The sequence below is a fragment of the Spartinivicinus poritis genome, assembly GCF_028858535.1.
In the GTDB taxonomy this organism is placed as follows: domain Bacteria; phylum Pseudomonadota; class Gammaproteobacteria; order Pseudomonadales; family Zooshikellaceae; genus Spartinivicinus; species Spartinivicinus poritis.
In genome coordinates this window covers 1-20,128 of sequence record NZ_JAPMOU010000071.1, presented here as the reverse complement: position 1 = coordinate 20,128, position 20,128 = coordinate 1, and the positions used below count along the sequence as shown (strand labels likewise).

Here is a 20,128-nt window from a genome sequence, read left to right as displayed (position 1 = left end):
ACAGCATCGCTGTGATGATATAGACAAGTTATTTATACAGCATCTTCAATATGCCACTTTATGATTTTCTAGCTATACCATTTCTGCAGCGTCAGACTGTTCTGCTTCTTGAATATTTAGCTGGCTGTTTTGACTTTTCAAGCGGCATAACATTCAAGTCCCCAATTAAGGCCATGCAAAATTATCCGCTTGTCTGACTTTTATTGCAGCGTGTCGTTTTGAATATTTATTCATCATTAGTTGTGCTTAAGTTAAAGTATATATTGGCATAAGTGGTAGGGTCGTATGTCATTTAAATTACACTGTAGAGCAGTAGGAAACACATTAATTGCTTGTATAACGGGAAACTTGATTGCTGGGAACAGCGTTAGTTTGAGCAAGAAGTTAAGCAAGCGAATTAGTCAAGATGATGTCAATGTAATATTAGATATGACAGGAATTGAGTACATTGACTCGATGGGTATGGGAGATTTAACTGTAATAAGTTCAATAATTAAAAAGCATTTTGGACACCTAACAATTATTAGCCCGAGAAGAGAGGTAACAGAGTTAATAAGTAGAAGCGTTTACGGAAAGCATATTGAAATAAAAGAAGCAGAAAGCGCATAACTATTTAAATACGCTGATTTTTTTTATGAAACTTTGCTGTCCATTGGGCTGCTTGAAAAGTCAATGGCAGATGAGAGTCAGAGTTAAGTGTTGGCTTCTATTAGACCACTACACTCATCCATTGGTTACAAAACACCAGCAGGGTATGAGCAGCTATGCGCCTAAATTCCTAATAACAGGTGTCCACTAAATGGGGGGAAGATCAGGTATTGAGTATCTGCCATTGTAACCACCTACCCAGGCCTTAAGATGAGCAACTGACAGTTAGCTTTTTTCCCCATTCTGGAGGGAGCTTGGCGTAGTGCTCCATATCTGGTTGTTCAGCAAAAGGCTGCCTTAATAAGTTTAGCAGTTGATTAACTTCGTTGAAGTCTTGCTGTTTTGTTGCTTTATCTATGGCTTGTTGAGCTAGGTAGTTACGCAGGATATATTTGGGGTTAACAGATTTCATTTGTTGCGAGCGGTTTGTTTGTTCGTCGTCTTGTTGAGCTAGTCGTTGGCTATATTGTTTTGACCAATTGTCGAACCCATCTCGATCAATAAACAGATCTCTAATAGAAGAGTTTTGCTTATTAGGTATAAAGTCGCAAAGATGCCGGAAAAATAAAGTATAATCGACGCTATTTTTTTGCATTAAACTAAACAATTGTTGTACTAACTCTTGATCAGATTCAGTCAACTCTAACAGCCCAAGTTTTTGTCGCATTAAGTCAGCATACTTATGTATAAAAGCCTTTTCAAACTCACTTAATAACTGTTTGATGGTATCGGGTTTTATAAAGGGTACGAGCGCTTGACCAAGGCAGGCACAGTTCCAATATGCTATTGATGGTTGTTGGTTAAACGCATAGCGGCCAGAGTGGTCTGAGTGATTACAAATAAATCCTTGATCATAATCATCCATAAAACCAAAGGGGCCGTAGTCAAAGGTATCTCCTAGCAGGGACATATTATCTGTGTTCATTACGCCATGGGCAAAGCCAAATGCTTGCCAGTAAGCAATCAGTTTGCCGGTTTTTATGACAGTTTGGCGGTAGAACTCTTCATATTGATCATTGCTTCCCATCAGGCTGGGGTAGTATTGTTGAATTGCAAAATCAATTAACTCTTTTAATTCTTTATGCTGTCGGGTGTAATAAAAAAACTCAAAACTGCCAAATCGTAAGTGAGTTTTAGCCACTCTGATTAAAGTAGCAGCTGTTTCTATCGTTTCTCGATATACGGGTTCGTTACTGCCGACTATACATAATGCACGTGTAGTAGGGATGCCCAAGTGATGCATTGCCTCACTGCATAGATATTCTCGAATTGTTGAGCGCAATACTGCTCGACCATCTCCTTGACGAGAGTAAGGTGTCATTCCAGACCCTTTAAGGTGCAGATCCCACTTGTCACCATTAGTAGTGCATATTTCACCTAGTAATAAACCTCTTCCATCACCTAGTTGAGGGTTATAAACACCAAACTGATGGCCTGAATAGACCATGGCCAAAGGCTCTGCCTCTGGCCAAATTTTTTGGCCACTACCTATGCTGACTAAGGAGCTTATATCTTTATCGTTAGCTAGGTTAAAGCCCAATAAATTAGCAACAGATTCATTAGCACTAACTAGATGAGGGTTAGTTAAGGGCGTTGGAGGCTGTTTAGTGTAAAAGCAGTCGCTAAGTTGGGCAAACTGGTTATCAAATGTCAGGTCAGTTATAGGTGTCACAACAGGAGCAGCCCTTTGCAAATTAATACTTGACTATATTACTTGGTTTTTAGAGTCTTGTGTAGTACATCAAACTAACTACCTGAAATGAAAAGAGTAAAGTGTAGGAATATTAGTTAATGGTGACCTTGGCTTAATTGAGCGAAAAAAATTAAGATTGTGTTGCAGTAAATATACTTGTTAATGTTACATCAGTAATAATAAAAATCGCCCTATTTCTAAATATTATCAATAATAGGTAGCTTAGACTGGAAGATGGTGTTGAGCTTTGCAGGTTGTTTTTATAAGACGACATGGCTTACGCAGAGTCAATAGCAGTTTTTTATAATTGAAAATGGAGAATGTGCTTTGGCTGATTGGCAAATTTCACGCTCACTAATTGTTCCTGCTGACATTGATAACTCACATGAGAATGAAGTTGAGAAGAAGGTTGGTGTACAGGCTGAATTTAAAGGTTCGATTATTACGCTTGTTGAAAGCAGTGCGCGTCAACTATTTGAGCAAAGTCAGACACCAAAAAGTGCTACCCGTGAATTTGGAGCTTTGTCCTGCAGAAGTATTAAAGTGCAGCGGGCAAATAAAGAGACATCTATAGATAGTGCTCATGATACTGTAAATGTTGATAAGCGATTATCTGAAGCGCGCATCAAAAATAGCCCTCAAGTGGCAACAGCTGCTGATTTTTGGGGTAGTCTTATTGAAAATAACACACGAATTATTATTGGATTAAATAGCTCTGATTATCAGTTACAAGCTTCTCATGAGTCATGGTATGGCAGCAAAGATAATCATTTTATAGTGACTAAAGAGCCGCCCTTAAGTGTAAAAGATGGCCATCTAATATATGAGAAAAAATTAGTAGGCGATAAAATAACAAGTACAAAGTTTACTGTTGAAAGTAACCATATTCAAGGAGCTTTACGTACAGTTAATTCCCAGCAGGTAAACGCTATAAATTTTAATCAATGGCCTGATAGTGGAATTATCACTCAAAAACAACTCCGTGAGCTAGTGGAAACAATTAATTCTGCCAGGATGCAAGATCAGAACGGCCTAGGTGAAATTTTGGTACATTCTTCAATACAAGATGGACGTTCTGAAGCGGTTGTTGTTGCAGAAAAATTATTTCAATTAAACCTACAGAATAAACTAAATAAAGAAACGCTAAATAACACAGTTGATGCGTTAGTTGCTAAAACTGGCCCTATTTCTAGGCTGCAGCAAGAGCTATTACAGGGCTATGGTCGGATGTTACTGGGGGAGGGGTAGCTAGGAAGGTTTTGCGTTAGCGGATTTAAAAAAACATTTAGGACCTAGAATAAGTCATTAGATACAATGAACTAATCTTGCTTTAATAGAAGTGAGAACTGGCCTGGCTAGCTATGATAGAACAAGGAAACTGTATGATAAGCTACATTGATCATATAGTGTTAACAGTCAAAGTATTACAGCAACAAACTATTAGTCAAGAAGAAATTGTTGCATCTAACAATAAAAATAAATTAGCTGGTATGGCGCCAATTGATTTAGGAAACCTAAAACTACCACGTGAAAAACAAACTGCAGATGAAGATAGCTTAGGAGCAGGAGAAACCATAACTGTATGGGTTGTCGATGCCAATAACCCTATTATTGAAGAAGATGGTATTCATGTTGGCCATGCTAAAGTAGATCTTGATGTTTTAGAAAGTCTTGCTTTGGGCCAAACCTTAGAGATAGCACTGCCACACCGTAATGAGAATTATAAGGCAACTATTACCTCAACATATAATACTCAAGATGGTGTTGAGGTTTGGCAAGGGCAAATTGAAAGTGGTCAGACGTTTGAAAATATTTCGATAAGTCGTGGCTCCCGAGAAACTTACATGATGGTTGATACATTCAATGGAACTTATTCTGTAAGTGTCAACAATGAAACAGGTAAAACCACAATTATTGATGATAGTGAAGTTACAGCTAAAAAAACACAAGGCCGTATTGATTCTGTCAGTGTACCTAAATTTGAAATTACACCGCCGCCTTTAATCTGAAATGGGATTACATTGTAAGATAGCTATTACTTATTCAATTAATAAAAGCCCTAAGTTAGGGCTTTTGAGAACCTTTGACTGAAAGGGATATATTTACTTTAAAAAGACACGCTTTTTCTGAATTTGGCTCTTCGTTTGGCCACTTGTTGGCTTTTTATTTCTATTCTGAGAGGGCTTCTTTGCTCCAACTTTTTGCTCTCCATTGGTTCTTTTGCTATTCGGCTTTTTTCGCTTAGACTCGTTATTTAACTGAGCAGCTCCCTTAATATTCGTTTTAGTAAAGTCTTTTTTAATCTTCGGTTTTTTCGGTCGTCTTGGTTTTTGGTTAGAGTCGACTTTTCTTGAGGCTGGTACGACATGCTCAGGCTCAAATCCACCAATTTCTTCTCGCTCAATACTTCTTTTAATAAGGCGTTCAATATCTTGTAGCAGTTTGATTTCATCTGCACTTACCAAAGAAATTGCTTGGCCTTGGCTTCCTGCTCGGCCAGTACGCCCGATTCGGTGTACATAATCTTCTGGTACATTAGGTAAATCAAAATTCACCACCTGTGGTAGTTGGTCAATATCAATGCCTCTTGCTGCAATATCTGTGGCTACCAATACATCCGCTTTGCCTCTTTTAAAGTCAGAGAGTGCTTTGGTTCTCTGTGATTGACTCTTATTACCATGAATTGCGACTGCAGAGATACCATCTCCATATAGGTTTCTTACCAGGCGATTAGCACCATGCTTAGTTTTGATGAAAACTAATACTTGCGACCATTTTTCAGTGCGAATTAAATGACTCAATAATTTGGTTTTACGCTTTTTATCTACAGGGTGAATCAGTTGTTGTACTGTTTCTGCTGTGGTGTTTTTGGGTGAAACATCTATTTCCACAGGATTCTTCAACATGCCTTTAGCCAACTGACGAATATCATTAGAAAAAGTGGCGGAAAATAAAAGTGTTTGTCTTTCCTTTGGCATTAAGGCTTGAATTTTTTTTATGTCATGAATAAAGCCCATATCTAACATACGATCAGCTTCATCTAGAACAAGTGTTTCTACATCAGTAAATTTAATAGCATTTTGTTGGTAGAGGTCCAGTAAGCGTCCAGGTGTTGCAACTAATACATCCACCCCGCGACGCAACTTCATCATTTGTGGGTTAATTTTGACACCACCATACACGACAGTTGAGTGAATACGTAAATGCTTGCTGTAGATTAAAACATTCTCGTGAACTTGAGCAGCAAGCTCACGAGTTGGAGTTAACACCAGTGCACGTACATGGTTGCTTCTTGCTCTAGAGGCCTTACTTAAACGATGTAGTAAAGGCAGCGTGAAACCAGCCGTTTTACCAGTACCCGTTTGGGCAGAAGCCATAATATCGTTGCCGTCCAGAATAGCTGGCGTTGCCTTTGCCTGAATAGGGGATGGTTTGCTATACCCTTTTTCTTGGATGGCACGAAGGATCGGTTCAGACAAACCGAGAGTTTCAAAAGTCATTAATGATTCCTATTGACGAGGCTACTCGCCATAAAACTAATAAATTAGGGCTAATGCTACGTAAGGATGAGCTTTGCCGTGAGTGTGCTATTGCACATTGCGGCATTCAGTAATTGGCTCTCTTGAGGAGGGTCAGGCGCTTTGGCCATGCAACTAACGATGACGCTTACTTGCTGGCGGTAAGCCAGGATGCAAATGGTAACACAGTTGAGTAGATAAAACCTAACGTATTATAGTGTATCTATACCCTTCTCGAGTGATTCTTAGGGCAAGTTGTCTACTGTCTAACTTGCGGTAGCTACCTTAATAAAAGAATGATGGTTTGATCCTAGTTTTTTGGAATCTATAATTTGTGTATGTGATAGTTAATATTAAGTCTTCAATGATTTAATCAAATGTTATTTTATGGAAATATACAAATTCAAGTTAAGACCGGGATACAACTCTTCTGAATTACTAATTGATGCCATTGACTTATGGGTAAATGACGAAGTAGTTATGCATCTTGACAGCTATGCTAGAACAAGGAAACTGTATGATAAGCTACATTATTTCATTGATAACGAATCCCGTATTTCACCAGTTTCATCCATGGTTGAGTTTTCAAATTTAACGTCTTTACATTATTTACATTGTTAAGATTTGCGGCATATAGCTACTTTTTTATTGGTAATAGTATTATTGACTAACTTTCAAGTTCATATCACATTTCTGATACCAGATCTGTTCAGTACCATGTTAATAATGGTTTGTTCTGCTCTAGTAGTTATTGCGATAGTGCTAATGTAATTGGTTTTTACATCTTGGATGTTAAAAGAGGTAGCCTATTCACCTTTGTCTAACAATGAAAACTAAAAATCTAAAAGACTGTTGGTATGAATAGTGAGTACTTTAACAAACCCTTGTGCCAGATAATAATGCTTCTACTAGTAGCTAAATTAAAGATAAGTATTAAATACCCAATAAAAATATTTTTGTAAAATATCTGCTTTATTGTTATAACTCCAAATTGAATGTCTATTTAAGGTAAGAGCTCTTGCTACCTTTAAATAAAATGAAAACTTACTTGTTTCTAAATGTAGATTAATATGTAAATAAGGATAAACTCATTATTAACTATTAAAGTGAGTATTTACAAAAAATGGGCTTGTTGATGGTTTTACGTTATTGCTTATTGCATCAAGTCTCAATCATGTAAGCATGTGTTGCATATAGTTAATATATGAGTTTGTTATATTTTGATGAACATCAGAATAGTATTTGTTTAGTTATGATAATTACAGGGATTATGTAAAAATGCTAAGTGGCAATAGAATTAATGATGAAGGAATTTCTTCAGGAAAACAGGATGTTTCTACAAAAGGAAAACGAAAAGCTAAATTGCTTAAAGATGCCAGAATACCTATTGAAGAAATAAATGATTCTCATGTTAGAGAAATGTGGGAAATTTTCCGTAGGTTTTATGATGAAGTTAACTTTAATAAATTTTTTAGTGATCTCAAAAACAAGCAGGGTGTTATAGTTGCTCTAGACCATAATGAAAAAATTAGAGGTTTTTCAACTTATAAATTTTTCAATATATCTTTTGAAAATGCTACGACTTCAGTTATTTTTACTGGAGATACTATATTAGAGCCTCAGTTTTGGGGGCAAAGTGCTTTAAAAGTTGGTTATACAAAGTTGGTAATGTACCAAAAACTAAAAAAACCAAGTCAGGATTTATACTGGTTTTTAATATCTAAAGGATATAAAACTTATCTTGCAATGACTCGTAACTTTCCTAACTGTTGGCCAAAATATAATGTAAAAACACCACCAAAGATAGCTCAATTATTGAATGAATCAGCTATAATGCTCTATCCTAGTAACTGGCGTAAAGAAAAGGGGTTGCTTGAGTTTAAAATATCTGAAGGTCAGCTTAAGTCTCATGTTGCGCGAATAGAGTTATCTGATGAATTAGATCCTGATATTAAATTTTTTATGAAAAAAAATCCAAACCATATTAATGGTGATGAGTTGTGCTGTCTTGCAAAAATAGATTGGAAATATTTTTATTATCAGGCTACGAAATCATCGCGCAAGCTATTTAAAAATATCATAAAATAAGTGTGTCTGAAAATGAAAAAATACATGTTGGCTGCTATTCATAGAGCTCATGCTGTTAGCTTAAAAAAAGAAACGCGCAGATTTTGTACTTCATTGAAAAAAATATCTATTAAACAAGAGGAAATATTACAGGCTATTATTAGGGAAAATGCAAATTGCCAATATCTAAAGTACTACTTAAAGGAACATGATTGTACAAATAGTATTATTGAAACAGTACAGGAGAAGCTTCCAATAGTTTCATATAAAGATCTATCTCCTTGGATAGATAAAATCCATTCAACTAATGATAGAGTTTTGACAGAAGAGCCAGTGTTATTTTGGGAGCCTACAAGTGGTAGCACTGATTCGAAAAAGTGGATACCTTATACTGCCTCATTATTAAATAGTTTTAATAATGGTATTAAACCCTGGCTTAAATCATTATATGATTACTATCCAACCCTTAAATCAGGTACTCATTATTGGTCTATTTCAATGGCTACCTCTGAGCATATACAAAATCATACAGGTATTCCTCTTGGAGTAGAAGACGACTCTGATTTTCTTGATCCTTTTTCTAGATGGGCTATGCACAAAATAACAGCAGTTCCATCAAGTATAAAGCACTGTAAAACAAGTGAAGAGTGGCAGTTTAATACTTGTAGATACTTACTTGAGCAGAATAATTTATCTTTTATTAGTATCTGGAGTCCTACGTTTTTAATGGTTCTTTGTGACTATATTGTCGAAAATTTTGATAACATGGTTGCTAGCTTATCAAGAAACCGTCAAAAAGAAATTATAAAGAGTAAGTTTGAAAATACCAGAGACTTTAGTAAATTATGGCCTAATCTTAAATTAATATCATGTTGGACTGATGGACCCTCTTATACTTTTGCTAAGGCACTATTATCACGCTTTTCTAACTCTGTAATTCAAGGTAAAGGCCTTCTTGCAACTGAATGTGTTATATCAATCCCATTTATTAATTCAAGAAAAAATTTTTTCTCTCATAAAGAGTCATTGATAAGTCAAGGAAGTGTTCTTGCATCAAATAGCCACTTTTTTGAATTTTTAGAAGCTGAAACTGATTGCACTGATACCTACTTAGCTCATGAACTTAAAATAGGAATTACATATATTCCAGTAGTTACTACTAGTGGAGGACTATACCGATATAAGATAAATGATCTTGTTCGCTGTACTGGATTCATCCAGAAAACTCCTACTATCGAATTTGTTGGTAAAGCAGATTATACAAGTGATGTTGCAGGGGAAAAATTGCATCCAATTTTTATTGATAATATTATAAAAAAAGTTCGTGAAAAAATGAAAATTGAAATTCACTTCATGCTAATATCAGCGCCGAAAATACTACCTGGTAGCTATAAGCTATTCATAGATTCTCCCGAGAGTGATAATGATATAAAAAACTTTACTGAAGAGTTGGAATACCAATTGAATTCATCTCATCATTACTTTAACTGCATTAAAATAGGACAATTAAAACCCTTATCTTTCCATAGAGTAAAAAATGCTTGGAGAAAATATCAAACTATGTTTACTAAGCATGGTATGAAGCTTGGGGATATAAAACCTTCCATACTAAATAATAGATATGATTGGGATAAAGTGTTTTTGAAAAATTAATTAGGTGTTGTTTTTATATATTTTTGAATAGATTTTAGGGTTATACAAGGTTATGAATGTTATTGATTTTTTTGTTAGAATTGAAAAAAATAGTGATCTGTCATTAGGTGATTATATAGAAAATGCTAAAAATATTGATGTATTCACGTTAAATGTGAATGAAACTATTGTTCCTTGTACAGTAAATAATAATAACAAAGAATGTTACTTGGTTTCACCTAGCGTGCATTATATTAAGTATGCTATGGATGAAATTTCAGAAATGAGTAACAAATTATTACTTTTTACTTTAAAATGTATAGGAAAAACTATCTATTTAATTGGTAGTTTTGGTTGTATTGATAAAGCTGTACATGTGAATAATTGGCTTATTTCTACTAACCCTAATGTTCGGTTAGACCAAGACCAAGTAAAACTAATTACTAAAAGTATAAAGGATAAACATCCTTGTCATAGCATTATATTTAGAAGTATTGATCCAATAAAAGACTGCGATCTTATTAAATATTTGGTAAAAGAAGGCTACCACCTTGTTCTTAATAGAGAGATTCATTATTTCTATCCTAATAAAATTAATTTATTTACAAAAAACAAGAAAAAAATGTATTGAGAAATGTTAAAATGGCTCGTAAGTATAGCAAAAACTTAATCGACGAGCCAAAATTAAATGAAAATGATTTTTCTGTTATGGAAAAATTGTATAGACAGCTATATATAGATAAGCATAATCAGTTTAATCCTAAGTATAATACGCAGTGGTTTGAAGAAGTGTATAGATTGAAATATTACACATTTAGAGTTTTTAAAGAAGATAAAGATATTTTAGCCTTTGTCATTTTCTATAAAACGAGTGAAACAATATTTCCATTAATAGTGGGGTATGATAGAAGTAATGAAAATAAAAAATTATATGAAATACTTTTTGGGTCTTTACTTAAAGATTCGTTGAGCAGCAATTTGGAGCTATTCTTAAGTGGAGGAGCTAGCTCTTATAAAAAAAACAGAGGCACTGAGACACACTTTGAGTTTGAAGCTGTATATTATGATCATTTACCATTACATAGAAAACTACCGTGGAAACTAATTAAATTAATGTACGATAAATTTGCACAGAGAATATATAGTGAGGATATTATATAAATCTTGTACCCAAACAGCTTACAGCATGAAGGTAGGTGTTTCACACTAATTACAAATATTTATCCTAAATAGTAGAATGTATAATCTTGGTTCCATTAAATTTTTTGGAGAACAAATGCTAAACAAAGCAAGAGAATTTGCTATTAAGGCTCATGGAGAGCAAAAATATGGGAGTGAGCCATATATTGTTCATTTGGACGCGGTTGTTAATAATTTACAAGCTTATGATCAAACAGCTCAAATTGTTGGGTATTTACATGATGTGATGGAGGATACGGAGATAACATATGAAGATATAAAAGAGAATTTTGGTGGTTTTGTGGCTGACTGTGTAGCAATAGTCACTGATGAGCCTGACAGTAATAGAAAAGAAAGAAAAGCTAAAACTTATGAGAAAATGGCTAATGTAACAGGTGATTTAGAGTTGGCTCTAATAGTGAAAGCTGCTGATAGGCTGGCAAATTTGCAGGCTTGTATCAAAGGTGGCAATGCTAAATTGCTAAACCAGTATAGAGATGAACAATCAGCATTTAAGACTGCAGCATATCGTAGGAATAAATGTGAAGATATCTGGCAAGAGATCGAAAGAATAATAAATTTAGAATGAACAGATGGTTATTAAATGCTGATATTGTTAAATTTTAACTCTAGTCAGAATGTCATAAACTTCTGACTAGCTTAAGTCGTTAAATCTAAGAGCAGCTTTGGAGTATTTCAGGTGGACCCAGCTTAGTTATTAATAGGCTTTCAAGTTCTGATAAAGAAGCAACTTCATAATGAGGGTTAATACCTTCCGGAGTAGGTTTGTTATCTGTATTTAGCCAGCAAGTATCCAGACCGGCATTAATTCCCCCTAAGATATCAGAGCCTGGGTTGTCACCAACCATTAACACGTATTCGCGGGGTGGATTACACATAATAGCAAGTGCATGATCAAAAATATCCCGATGTGGTTTAGCAATACCTACTTGTTCGGAGATTACTACAAAATCAAAATAATCCTTAAGTCCAGTGCGTTCAATACGAATCTGCTGTAACTCAGTAAAACCATTGGTAATAATACCCAATTTGGATTTACCTTTAATGGTGTCTAATAGGCTGATAGCGCCTGTCAGTGGTGTACAAATTTTAGCCATACTACTTAAGAAAGCACTATTTAACTGTTGTGTCGAAACTTGCAGATGATCAGCCCAAGTGCTGAAGCGTTGATATTGTAACTGTTGTGCAGTAATTTCACCATTTTGATAATCTACCCATAAGGGTTTATTGACTACTTGGTATTCATGATAGTCTTGTAGAGTAAAAGTAACACCAAAATCTGAAAACATAAGCTGCAAGCCACTAAATGCATCGAAATTAAACAAGGTTTCATCAGCATCAAACACAATCCACTCATAGTTTTTCATTCAGCTTATTTCTCCATTTATACTGCATATTTACTTATATTGAAGTATTATACTGGAATAATGTTAGCTAGGGAAAGCCTTAGCCTATCTATAGGTGGTTATATAATACTAAAGTTATAAATTAAAAAGCGTGTATTTATGGCAATATGTGATTGCTGAAAAATAAATAATATTCGCATTATACCCATCATGAATCATTTTTAGGTGTAAAAATAAAGTGGTATAGACTCACAGCGAAGGATTATTTAGGCGAGGCCACCGAGCGATGAGTTCCAGTAGCACTTTTATGTAAATTAAAGTAGCTACCGCAAGTCTTGCTGTATCAGACTTGCCCCAAGGAGTTTAGATAAACTAAATGACTGGGGTGAAGGCAATTAAATGCTCCTGCAGTAATTGCATTCCTACCATCCGTGGTAGTCAGAGAAGGTAACAAAGCCTAAAAAAACATTCGCGAAGAGTATATCTTCATAAAAGTTAAAAGAAACCTATTCATGATGAGCTGGCAAATATACTTATAAAGTCAAAAAACATGGAGGTTGCTTTTAATGGCAATGAACATAGGGAAGTTATTCATATTTATAATCACTCTCCTGTCTCTGCAAAAGGCATTGGCAGGATTAGAGGTTGTTAATCATTTACATAATACTGCAGTTGCTCAAAACACAATATCATCTCTCAACCGTTTGCCTGGTGATAATACAACGGTAAATGTTTTTGAAAGCAGCTGGGTTCAGTTTGGAGGTGTTAATCATCGAGTAATTGATGTTGAGGTAGAATTTCCAGAAGCTAGCAAAACCTACTCGTCAGTAGTTGGGCATTTCTCTTTAAAATGTCCGAATCAGACCAAGTGTGATTATTGGGATCGTTATGGTAACTTTGGTTTTGTGATGAATAAAGGGACTGAAAATGAGTACTTTTTAGAAGCAGATCGTTTTATTACTGCTTATCGAGTAGGTTTTTCTTGGAAAACAGATTTTACCACATTGCGCCCATTATTTACTGGTAAGCAAACCATGCGAGTTTTTATTGATACTTGGGTTGGTGAGGGGCATGCACAAGGCGATGGTTGGTTATTTAATGCTTCTATTGAGTTTGTTGGAGGGCAGCCCCCACAGCCTGAAGCAAAACAAGTTATTCCAATTTGGCCACATTTAAGTTGGAAGTCTGGCCAGCCTGATAAGCCTGTCCATCAACAGGTTCGTCCAGTTAATTTAGTAATACCAGCAGGTAAGAAGTATATTTTTCGTTCATTTATCAGTGGTCATGTCTGGATTACTCATTGTTTACTAGACTGTAAGCTGTGCTGCATGGAAGTGATCGAAATAATCGGGCAAGGGAGAGCATGATGAAAGTACGGGTACTGGTGGGTACACGGAAAGGCGCATTTATCCTGACATCAGATGGAAAACGTGAACAGTGGGATGTTAAAGGACCACTCTTCGGAGGTTGGGAGGTTTACCATATTAAAGGCTCTCCTGTTGATCCTAATCGAATATATGCATCACAAACCAGTGACTGGTTTGGGCAAGTCATTCAACGATCTAGTGATGGCGGAGAAACCTGGGAACAGCCTGGCACTCCCCCTGGTGAATCGACTAACACAGAAGATGGTATGCCTAAAGGGGAAAGTAATAAGTTTGTTTACGATACTTCACCTGAAACAGGAAAGCCGCTTACCACTCATCAATGGTATGATGGAACCCAACACCCCTGGGAGTTTAAGCGGGTATGGCATCTTGAACCCTCACTAACTGACCCAGATAAGGTTTATGCTGGAGTAGAAGATGCTGCGCTATTTCATACGACAGATGGTGGTAAAACCTGGCGAGAAATAGCTGGCTTGCGTGATTGCTCTGGAGCCCAATGGTCACCAGGAGCGGGTGGAATGTGTTTGCATACCATCCTTCAGGATCCAACCAATGTTAAACGACTATATGTGGCTATTTCTGCAGCTGGTGCTTTTCGCACGGATGACGGAGGGTTAACCTGGAAAGCAATTAACCGTGGCTTAAAGTCAGAATATATTCCTGATCCAGAAGCAGAAATTGGTCATTGTGTACACCGTATTGCATTTCACCCATCACGTCCTGAAGTGCTTTTTATGCAGAAGCACTGGGATATTATGCGCAGTGATAATGCAGGTGATTTGTGGCATGAGGTAAGTGGAAACTTGCCGTCTGATTTTGGCTTTCCCATTGCTGTGCATGCTCACGAGCCTGAAACTATTTATGTAATTCCTATCAAGAGTGATTCAGAGCATTATCCACCAGACGGTAAGTTGCGTGTATATCGTAGCCGTTCGGGTGGCAACGAGTGGGAGCCTCTCACTAAAGGTCTGCCTCAGAGTGATTGTTACGTCAATATATTGCGAGATGCGATGGCAATTGATTCACTTGATGAGTGCGGTATCTATTTTGGCACAACAGGCGGGCAGGTGTATGTGTCTTCTAATGGTGGCGATAACTGGGCACCTATTGTTAGAGACTTGCCAGCAGTGCTATCTGTAGAAGTACAAACATTGTCATGATTAGAATAGTACTCCCTCAACATTTAAGAACACTGGCTCGTATTACTAACGAAGTGCAGCTTAACGTTGAGGGGCCTGCTACCTTGCAAATAATTTTTGATGAGTTAGAAACACACTTTCCCATGTTGAAGGGAACAATTCGAGATCATGTGACTCAGCAGCGCCGTCCTTATTTACGCTTTTTTGCCTGCGGAAAAGATATTTCTCATGAGTCATTTGACTTTTTACTGCCCGAAGAAATCACCTCAGGCGAAAAGCCATTTATGATTATTGGTGCCATAGCAGGTGGTTAGTAAATTCACTAGTTATACTTTTACCCTTCGCATTGGGTATATTATCTATTTATTGATGGCTGAGCCTCAGGTAAATATTACTGCAAAAGCTTTTAATAAACGACAAGTTTATTGCACTCCTTATTTATAGCGCTTTATAAAAATGAGTATGATAGCAGAGGGACGCTTGACTATCATTACCAGTGCTGGATTTTTGTACTGTGATGAGGAGACAAAGGAATGAACAACAGAGCGTTTGAGCACGTCATTGTAATCATGTTTGAAAATGAATACCGCAGTTATGTGTTACAAAATCCCTACATGCAATCGTTAGCTCGGCAAGGGATAGAGCTAACGCAATGTTATGGTGTAATGCATCCATCACAAACCAATTATATTGCATCAATAGCAGGTGAGTTATGTAATATGAGTGATGATGATCCTCCCCCGGAGTTATTAACCCAAAAAACCATTGTGGATTTAATTGAGGAGTCTGCTGAAAATATTGACTGGCGTGCTTATATGGAAAGCTTTAATCCACAAAGTAACCCTTGGCATCCAGACTTCAAACCAAAAGATGATTATCCTTATCTTGAAAAACATAACCCTTTTTCTTCTTTTGCACAAATAGTTCAGAATAAGCAGCGCTGGCAAAAAATTAGGAATGAAACAGACTTTTGGAAAGATATATCTCATGGTACCTTGCCTGAATATGCCTGGTTTACACCAAATATGTGGAGTGATGGCCATTACTTACTAGGAACCAGTGAATCGCCACATGAAAGAGCACCGGTCTTAGTTGATCAATTAGCAGAATGGTTAGAAGGATTTTTTAGTGACTTGAGGTTTCCAGGGCCAAACAGCTTATTACCTGAAAAAACGTTAGTTGTGGTCACGTTTGACGAAGCAGATTTTGAAGCAGACTATGATCAACACCGAAAATATACCTATGATGGTCCAAATCAAATTTATACTGTTTTGCTAGGCGATATGATTAAACCAGGGCGGCAACATGAAGGATATAATCATTATAGTTTGCTAAAAACCATAGAAAAAAACTTTAATCTAAATAGTCTTGGTAAAAATGATCAGTGTGCAAATTGGTTCCAGTTTTTATGGGGCAGAAGTTTTTCATGGAACAACAGGCAAGAAACGCCCATTAATGATGTTAAAACATTTGCTATTGCCGCTTATGCAGGGCGTTTATTCTGTATTTCTGTTAAAAATTATAACGTTGTTTATCACATGTATGATGGCAGGTTCTGGAGTGATGAAATATTTATAACAGAAGCTCAAGTATGTAATGTACAGCTTTTATCAATGCATGATGAACTTTGTTTATTCTTAGAAACAGCAGATCATCACATAACTGGGTTTAATTATACATTAGCATCGGGCTGGAATGAAAATTCATCAATATGTGCAGAAAGTAAATTTGTTAGTGGCTTAACTACTTTGACTGAATCAATAATGATTGATAACAAAGAAGTGGCTGCCATCGCTTTTAAAAATGAGCAAAACCAAGTGCAATGGCAGCTTTATCAAAATGGGCAATGGCAGGCAGTTGAAGCCACAGGACATCAGACGGAACAGCCAATTCAACTGGCAAATCTAGGCGGTTGTCTTTACCTGTTTTATCCAGAGCCAGAAAAAAATACACTTGTTACTGCTACATGTAATTTGGCTCCATGGAACGTGGTAACTGTTGCAGAAAGTAAGTATGCTGGTCCGCAAGATGATGCAGTTCAATTTCAGTGGTCACAAAATGCATTTCCTCTCCGTCATTATTCCCATGAACCTGATCCAGTCACTCCTGGTGAAGATGAGCCAGCCATTACTCAGATTAAAGGCAGAGCACCGTTAGCTTGTGCTGAGTTAGATGGGGTTTTGCATCTTGTGCATCCCGGTGTCTCTCAACAGCAATTAATAACAGAAACCTTTTCGATATCGGGTATTTTAACCGCAAAAGATAAAGTGTCTTATAACCCTGATCAGGATAAAACAACATCTAACGGCTATGGAACTCAATTAGAAGTAGGTTGGACAAAGCCATCATTAATTACTGGTGGCCAGTTAGCAGAAAATGGAGGGATAAGGGTGGCTCGTTGTGATGGCTCACTTTATCTCTTTTTTCAGGGAGTAAAAGGTGGTCATATAGAATTTTTAGAAGGAAAATATAATAAAATGTAATGCCTCTTAAGCGCTGTGAAATGCTATTATTACCAATAGGTGGCATTTATATGTAGTATTTAAACCTATTGGTTTTAATAGAAGGGCTGTGCAATGGACTTTTTTAATAAACTTCGTGGCGAGTTTATCGATATTATTGAATGGACTGATGATAGCCGCGACACCATGGTTTATCGATTTGAGCGATACAATAATGAAATCAAAATGGGTGCCAAGCTTATTGTTCGTGAATCACAAGTGGCTGTTTTCATTAACAAAGGTAAATTAGCAGATATCTTTGAGCCTGGCGACTACACCTTAGCAACAGATAACTTACCCATTTTATCAACTTTACAGGGTTGGAAGTATGGCTTTAATAGTCCATTTAAAGCAGAAGTTTATTTTGTTAATACACGCCGATTTACTGATCTGAAGTGGGGGACAAAAAACCCCATTACCTTGCGAGACCCTGAGTTTGGCCCTGTGCGGATACGTGCGTTTGGTACTTATGCTATTCGTATATCAAATGTGGCTAATTTTATCAGAGAAATTGTTGGTACCGATGGCCACTTCACTACTGATGAGATTACGAACCAGTTGAGAAATCTGATTGTTTCCCGGTTTACCGATCTTATAGGTGAAGCCAAAATTCCAGTGCTGGACATGGCTGCTAATTATGATGAACTGGGTGAATTTATCACTAAAAAAATTCATGATGATTTCGTTGCATATGGTATCGACATCACCAAAATGTTGGTGGAAAACATATCGCTACCCCCTGCGGTGGAAGAAATATTAGATAAGCGAACCAGCATGGGCATTATTGGAAATTTACATCAATACACCCAGTTTCAAACAGCTAATGCAATCGAAAAAGCAGCAGAAACTGAGGGAGGTTTGGCTGGCGGCGGCATGGGAATGGGCATGGGATTTGCCATGGCCAATCAAATGGGACAAAGCATGCAGCAGAGTCAGCCACCTCAAAATCAGCAACAACAAAATAGTCCTAATACTTCAGCCCCTGTGCCACCGCCACTACCACAGGAAAAACCATATTATGTAGCAGTTAATGGCCAGCAACAAGGCCCTATGCCAATCAGCCAGTTACAAGGATTAGTGAATAACGGGGTAATGACAAGAGATAGTTTGGTTTGGTGTGAAGGCATGAGCAACTGGACAAAAGCATCTGAAGTTGGTGCATTAAGTAGTTTATTTGCAGCAACTCCGCCACCTTTACCGCCACAATAATTAACAGTAAAGAGTAAAGTAGTTTTGGGAGTAGTTTATATCATGACAATCACTCCACCACCCCTGCCTCTTGAAGAAGAAAAAATACTTGATGATAAACTAGCAAATGAAACTGCTAATGAATTTAAATGTCAGCAGTGTGGTGCCAAGCTTATTTATAAGCCAGGAGCAAGATCACTTGTTTGTCAATATTGTAACTTTGAAAACCAAATACAAGTAAGTGATGATGAAATAGAAGAGCTTGATTATCATGACTATTTACGTAAAGCGCAAGCAGGAGATATTACTGAAGAAAAGCTCTATTTAAAGTGCGATGCATGTGGAGCGGAATCTACTTCAGATGCAAATGTGACTTCACAAGCCTGCCCTTTTTGTGATAGCCAAATAGTTTCAACTACTCACTCGAAAAAACTAATTAAACCTAGATCATTATTACCATTTAAAATAACGAGTAATGCAGCTAAACAAAGTTATAAAAAATGGCTGAATGATTTATGGTTTGCGCCTAATGCATTAAAAAATAAAGCGAAATTAGATACTTCACTAAATGGTGTTTATGTACCGCATTGGACGTATGATACAGATACTACCAGTAATTATAGGGGGGAACGTGGTGAATATTATTATGTTACAGTAACGAAAACTCGTACCAATTCAGAAGGTGAGCGAGAAACTTATACTGAACAGGAAAGACGTACTCGTTGGTATCCAGCATCTGGTCGAGTCGCTAATCAGTTTGATGATGTGCTGGTGTTGGCGAGCCATACTTTACCCAGAAAGTACACCCAAGCTTTAGAACCATGGGATCTGGAAAACCTAGAACCCTATCAAGATCAATACTTGAGTGGTTTCAAAGCAGAAAGCTACCAGGTTAATTTAGAGCAAGGCTTCGAACTGGCTAAGGATATTATGGATGACGAAATACGCAGTACTATTAGACAAGATATTGGAGGAGATGATCAAAGAATCCACTCGGTAAAAACCCGCTACGCTAATATTTCATTTAAACATATTCTGTTACCGGTTTGGCTTAGTGCCTATCGCTACCATGAAAAGGTGTATCGTTTTTTAGTAAATGCTAGGACAGGTGAAGTACAGGGCGAACGACCTTATAGCTGGGTTAAAATTACTTTGGCAGTAATCGTTGTGATTGTCTTAGCTGTTGCTGGATTTATTGGTTATCAATCGTTGCAACAAGGATAACGTCTTTGACTTAAATCAAGAAATAGTAAATTAATGAATATTCGTTATTTAAATAATGTAAAAGAATGATATATGTACTGCTTCCATAAATTTTTGAATGAACTGCTATTTGCCGTATAAAGTTAAACTTCCTTAAGACTAATTTGTAATAATTTAAGTAGCTGGCGGAAGCTTGGAGACAATTAAGTTTCTTATAGTGCTAGGTAAAGCGAAAACTAAAGAAGGCTATACTGCTCTCGTGGCTGCTGCAAATGGAGGTAACATTGAAGTAGTTAAATATTTCATTAAACAAGGCATAGATATTACATATCAAAATAGTGCAGGTTATTCAGCATTAATGATTGCTGCTGAAAAGAATGATATTAATATAACAAAATTGCTAGTTAATAATGGAGCTAATGTTAATGCGAAAAATTATATTGGTAGCACAGCATTGATGAAGGCAGTAGAAAATAGTCGTTGTCAGCTGAATGTTGTTAAGTTTCTAGTCGAGAATAATACTGATGTAAATATACCAGTCGCGAATCATTTCTAGGTTCAATAATACAGCATCATGTGTATAATCCACTGTTATGAGAGGATTT

Annotated in this window: 18 protein-coding genes; 15 read left to right on the top strand and 3 right to left on the bottom strand. The window is 36.6% G+C overall.

The genetic code is table 11. The features are described from left to right. The first annotated feature begins 285 nt into the window (after positions 1-285). A complete protein-coding gene (locus tag ORQ98_RS26820) occupies positions 286-609 on the top strand; it encodes an STAS domain-containing protein (RefSeq protein WP_274691900.1) in 324 nt (107 codons plus the stop codon). A gap of 244 nt (positions 610-853) precedes the next feature. Here ORQ98_RS26820 and ORQ98_RS26815 read toward each other — a convergent pair whose 3' ends face one another. Continuing rightward, positions 854-2,320, bottom strand: coding sequence for a protein adenylyltransferase SelO (locus ORQ98_RS26815; RefSeq protein ID WP_274691899.1), 1,467 nt, complete (start codon positions 2,318-2,320; stop codon positions 854-856). Between the two features lie 348 nt (positions 2,321-2,668). Between ORQ98_RS26815 and ORQ98_RS26810 the strand changes: the two genes are divergently transcribed. Together ORQ98_RS26810 and ORQ98_RS26805 are read left to right on the top strand one after the other, a co-directional pair. Next, a complete protein-coding gene (locus ORQ98_RS26810) occupies positions 2,669-3,589 on the top strand; it encodes a protein-tyrosine phosphatase family protein (RefSeq protein ID WP_274691898.1) in 921 nt (306 codons plus the stop codon). 134 nt (positions 3,590-3,723) lie between these two features. After that, positions 3,724-4,350 (top strand): hypothetical protein, encoded by a 627-nt coding sequence (locus ORQ98_RS26805; protein WP_274691897.1) that lies wholly within the window; start codon positions 3,724-3,726, stop codon positions 4,348-4,350. A gap of 93 nt (positions 4,351-4,443) precedes the next feature. Here ORQ98_RS26805 and ORQ98_RS26800 read toward each other — a convergent pair whose 3' ends face one another. Next, the gene (locus ORQ98_RS26800) at positions 4,444-5,841 is read right to left on the bottom strand and encodes a DEAD/DEAH box helicase (RefSeq protein ID WP_274691896.1); all 1,398 of its coding nucleotides are present in this window, start codon (positions 5,839-5,841) and stop codon (positions 4,444-4,446) included. A gap of 1,296 nt (positions 5,842-7,137) precedes the next feature. On the opposite strand from ORQ98_RS26800, the gene ORQ98_RS26795 reads away from it, so the two are divergent. The 5 genes from ORQ98_RS26795 to ORQ98_RS26775 all read left to right on the top strand — a co-directional run bounded on the left by ORQ98_RS26795 (position 7,138) and on the right by ORQ98_RS26775 (position 11,326). Further along, complete coding sequence (locus ORQ98_RS26795) at positions 7,138-7,947, top strand: hypothetical protein (RefSeq protein ID WP_274691895.1); 810 nt, start codon at positions 7,138-7,140, stop codon at positions 7,945-7,947. Positions 7,948-7,959: 12 nt separating this feature from the next. Then, on the top strand, positions 7,960-9,579 hold the full coding sequence (locus ORQ98_RS26790; RefSeq protein ID WP_274691894.1) for a GH3 family acyl-acid amido synthetase: 1,620 nt from the start codon (positions 7,960-7,962) through the stop codon (positions 9,577-9,579). Positions 9,580-9,631: 52 nt separating this feature from the next. Further along, positions 9,632-10,189 carry a hypothetical protein gene (locus ORQ98_RS26785; RefSeq protein WP_274691893.1) on the top strand — a complete coding sequence of 186 codons (558 nt, stop codon included), beginning with the start codon at positions 9,632-9,634 and terminating at the stop codon, positions 10,187-10,189. Between the two features lie 11 nt (positions 10,190-10,200). Continuing rightward, a complete protein-coding gene (locus ORQ98_RS26780) occupies positions 10,201-10,719 on the top strand; it encodes a hypothetical protein (protein WP_274691892.1) in 519 nt (172 codons plus the stop codon). A gap of 115 nt (positions 10,720-10,834) precedes the next feature. After that, positions 10,835-11,326: an HD domain-containing protein gene (locus ORQ98_RS26775; RefSeq protein WP_274691891.1), complete on the top strand. Its 492-nt coding sequence runs from the start codon at positions 10,835-10,837 to the stop codon at positions 11,324-11,326. Between the two features lie 85 nt (positions 11,327-11,411). On the opposite strand, the gene yjjG is transcribed toward ORQ98_RS26775, so the two are convergent. Continuing rightward, entirely contained in the window at positions 11,412-12,125 is a 714-nt protein-coding gene (gene yjjG, locus ORQ98_RS26770; protein ID WP_274691890.1) for a pyrimidine 5'-nucleotidase, read from the bottom strand. Between the two features lie 545 nt (positions 12,126-12,670). Here yjjG and ORQ98_RS26765 point away from each other — a divergent pair. The 7 genes from ORQ98_RS26765 to ORQ98_RS26735 all read left to right on the top strand — a co-directional run bounded on the left by ORQ98_RS26765 (position 12,671) and on the right by ORQ98_RS26735 (position 20,079). Beyond that, positions 12,671-13,471 (top strand): PNGase F N-terminal domain-containing protein, encoded by an 801-nt coding sequence (locus tag ORQ98_RS26765; protein ID WP_274691889.1) that lies wholly within the window; start codon positions 12,671-12,673, stop codon positions 13,469-13,471. Continuing rightward, positions 13,468-14,652: a WD40/YVTN/BNR-like repeat-containing protein gene (locus tag ORQ98_RS26760; protein ID WP_274691888.1), complete on the top strand. Its 1,185-nt coding sequence runs from the start codon at positions 13,468-13,470 to the stop codon at positions 14,650-14,652. The genes ORQ98_RS26765 and ORQ98_RS26760 overlap by 4 nt, the downstream gene beginning before the upstream one ends. Next, positions 14,649-14,945, top strand: coding sequence for a MoaD/ThiS family protein (locus ORQ98_RS26755; RefSeq protein ID WP_274691887.1), 297 nt, complete (start codon positions 14,649-14,651; stop codon positions 14,943-14,945). Before ORQ98_RS26760 ends, ORQ98_RS26755 begins: the two co-directional genes overlap by 4 nt. 219 nt (positions 14,946-15,164) lie before the next feature. After that, a complete protein-coding gene (locus ORQ98_RS26750) occupies positions 15,165-17,114 on the top strand; it encodes an alkaline phosphatase family protein (RefSeq protein WP_274691886.1) in 1,950 nt (649 codons plus the stop codon). Between the two features lie 93 nt (positions 17,115-17,207). Beyond that, entirely contained in the window at positions 17,208-18,341 is a 1,134-nt protein-coding gene (locus ORQ98_RS26745) for an SPFH domain-containing protein (RefSeq protein ID WP_274691885.1), read from the top strand. Positions 18,342-18,383: 42 nt separating this feature from the next. Then, positions 18,384-19,544 (top strand): TFIIB-type zinc ribbon-containing protein, encoded by a 1,161-nt coding sequence (locus tag ORQ98_RS26740; RefSeq protein ID WP_274691884.1) that lies wholly within the window; start codon positions 18,384-18,386, stop codon positions 19,542-19,544. Positions 19,545-19,716: 172 nt separating this feature from the next. Beyond that, positions 19,717-20,079, top strand: coding sequence for an ankyrin repeat domain-containing protein (locus ORQ98_RS26735; RefSeq protein ID WP_274691883.1), 363 nt, complete (start codon positions 19,717-19,719; stop codon positions 20,077-20,079). Positions 20,080-20,128 lie beyond the last annotated feature (49 nt).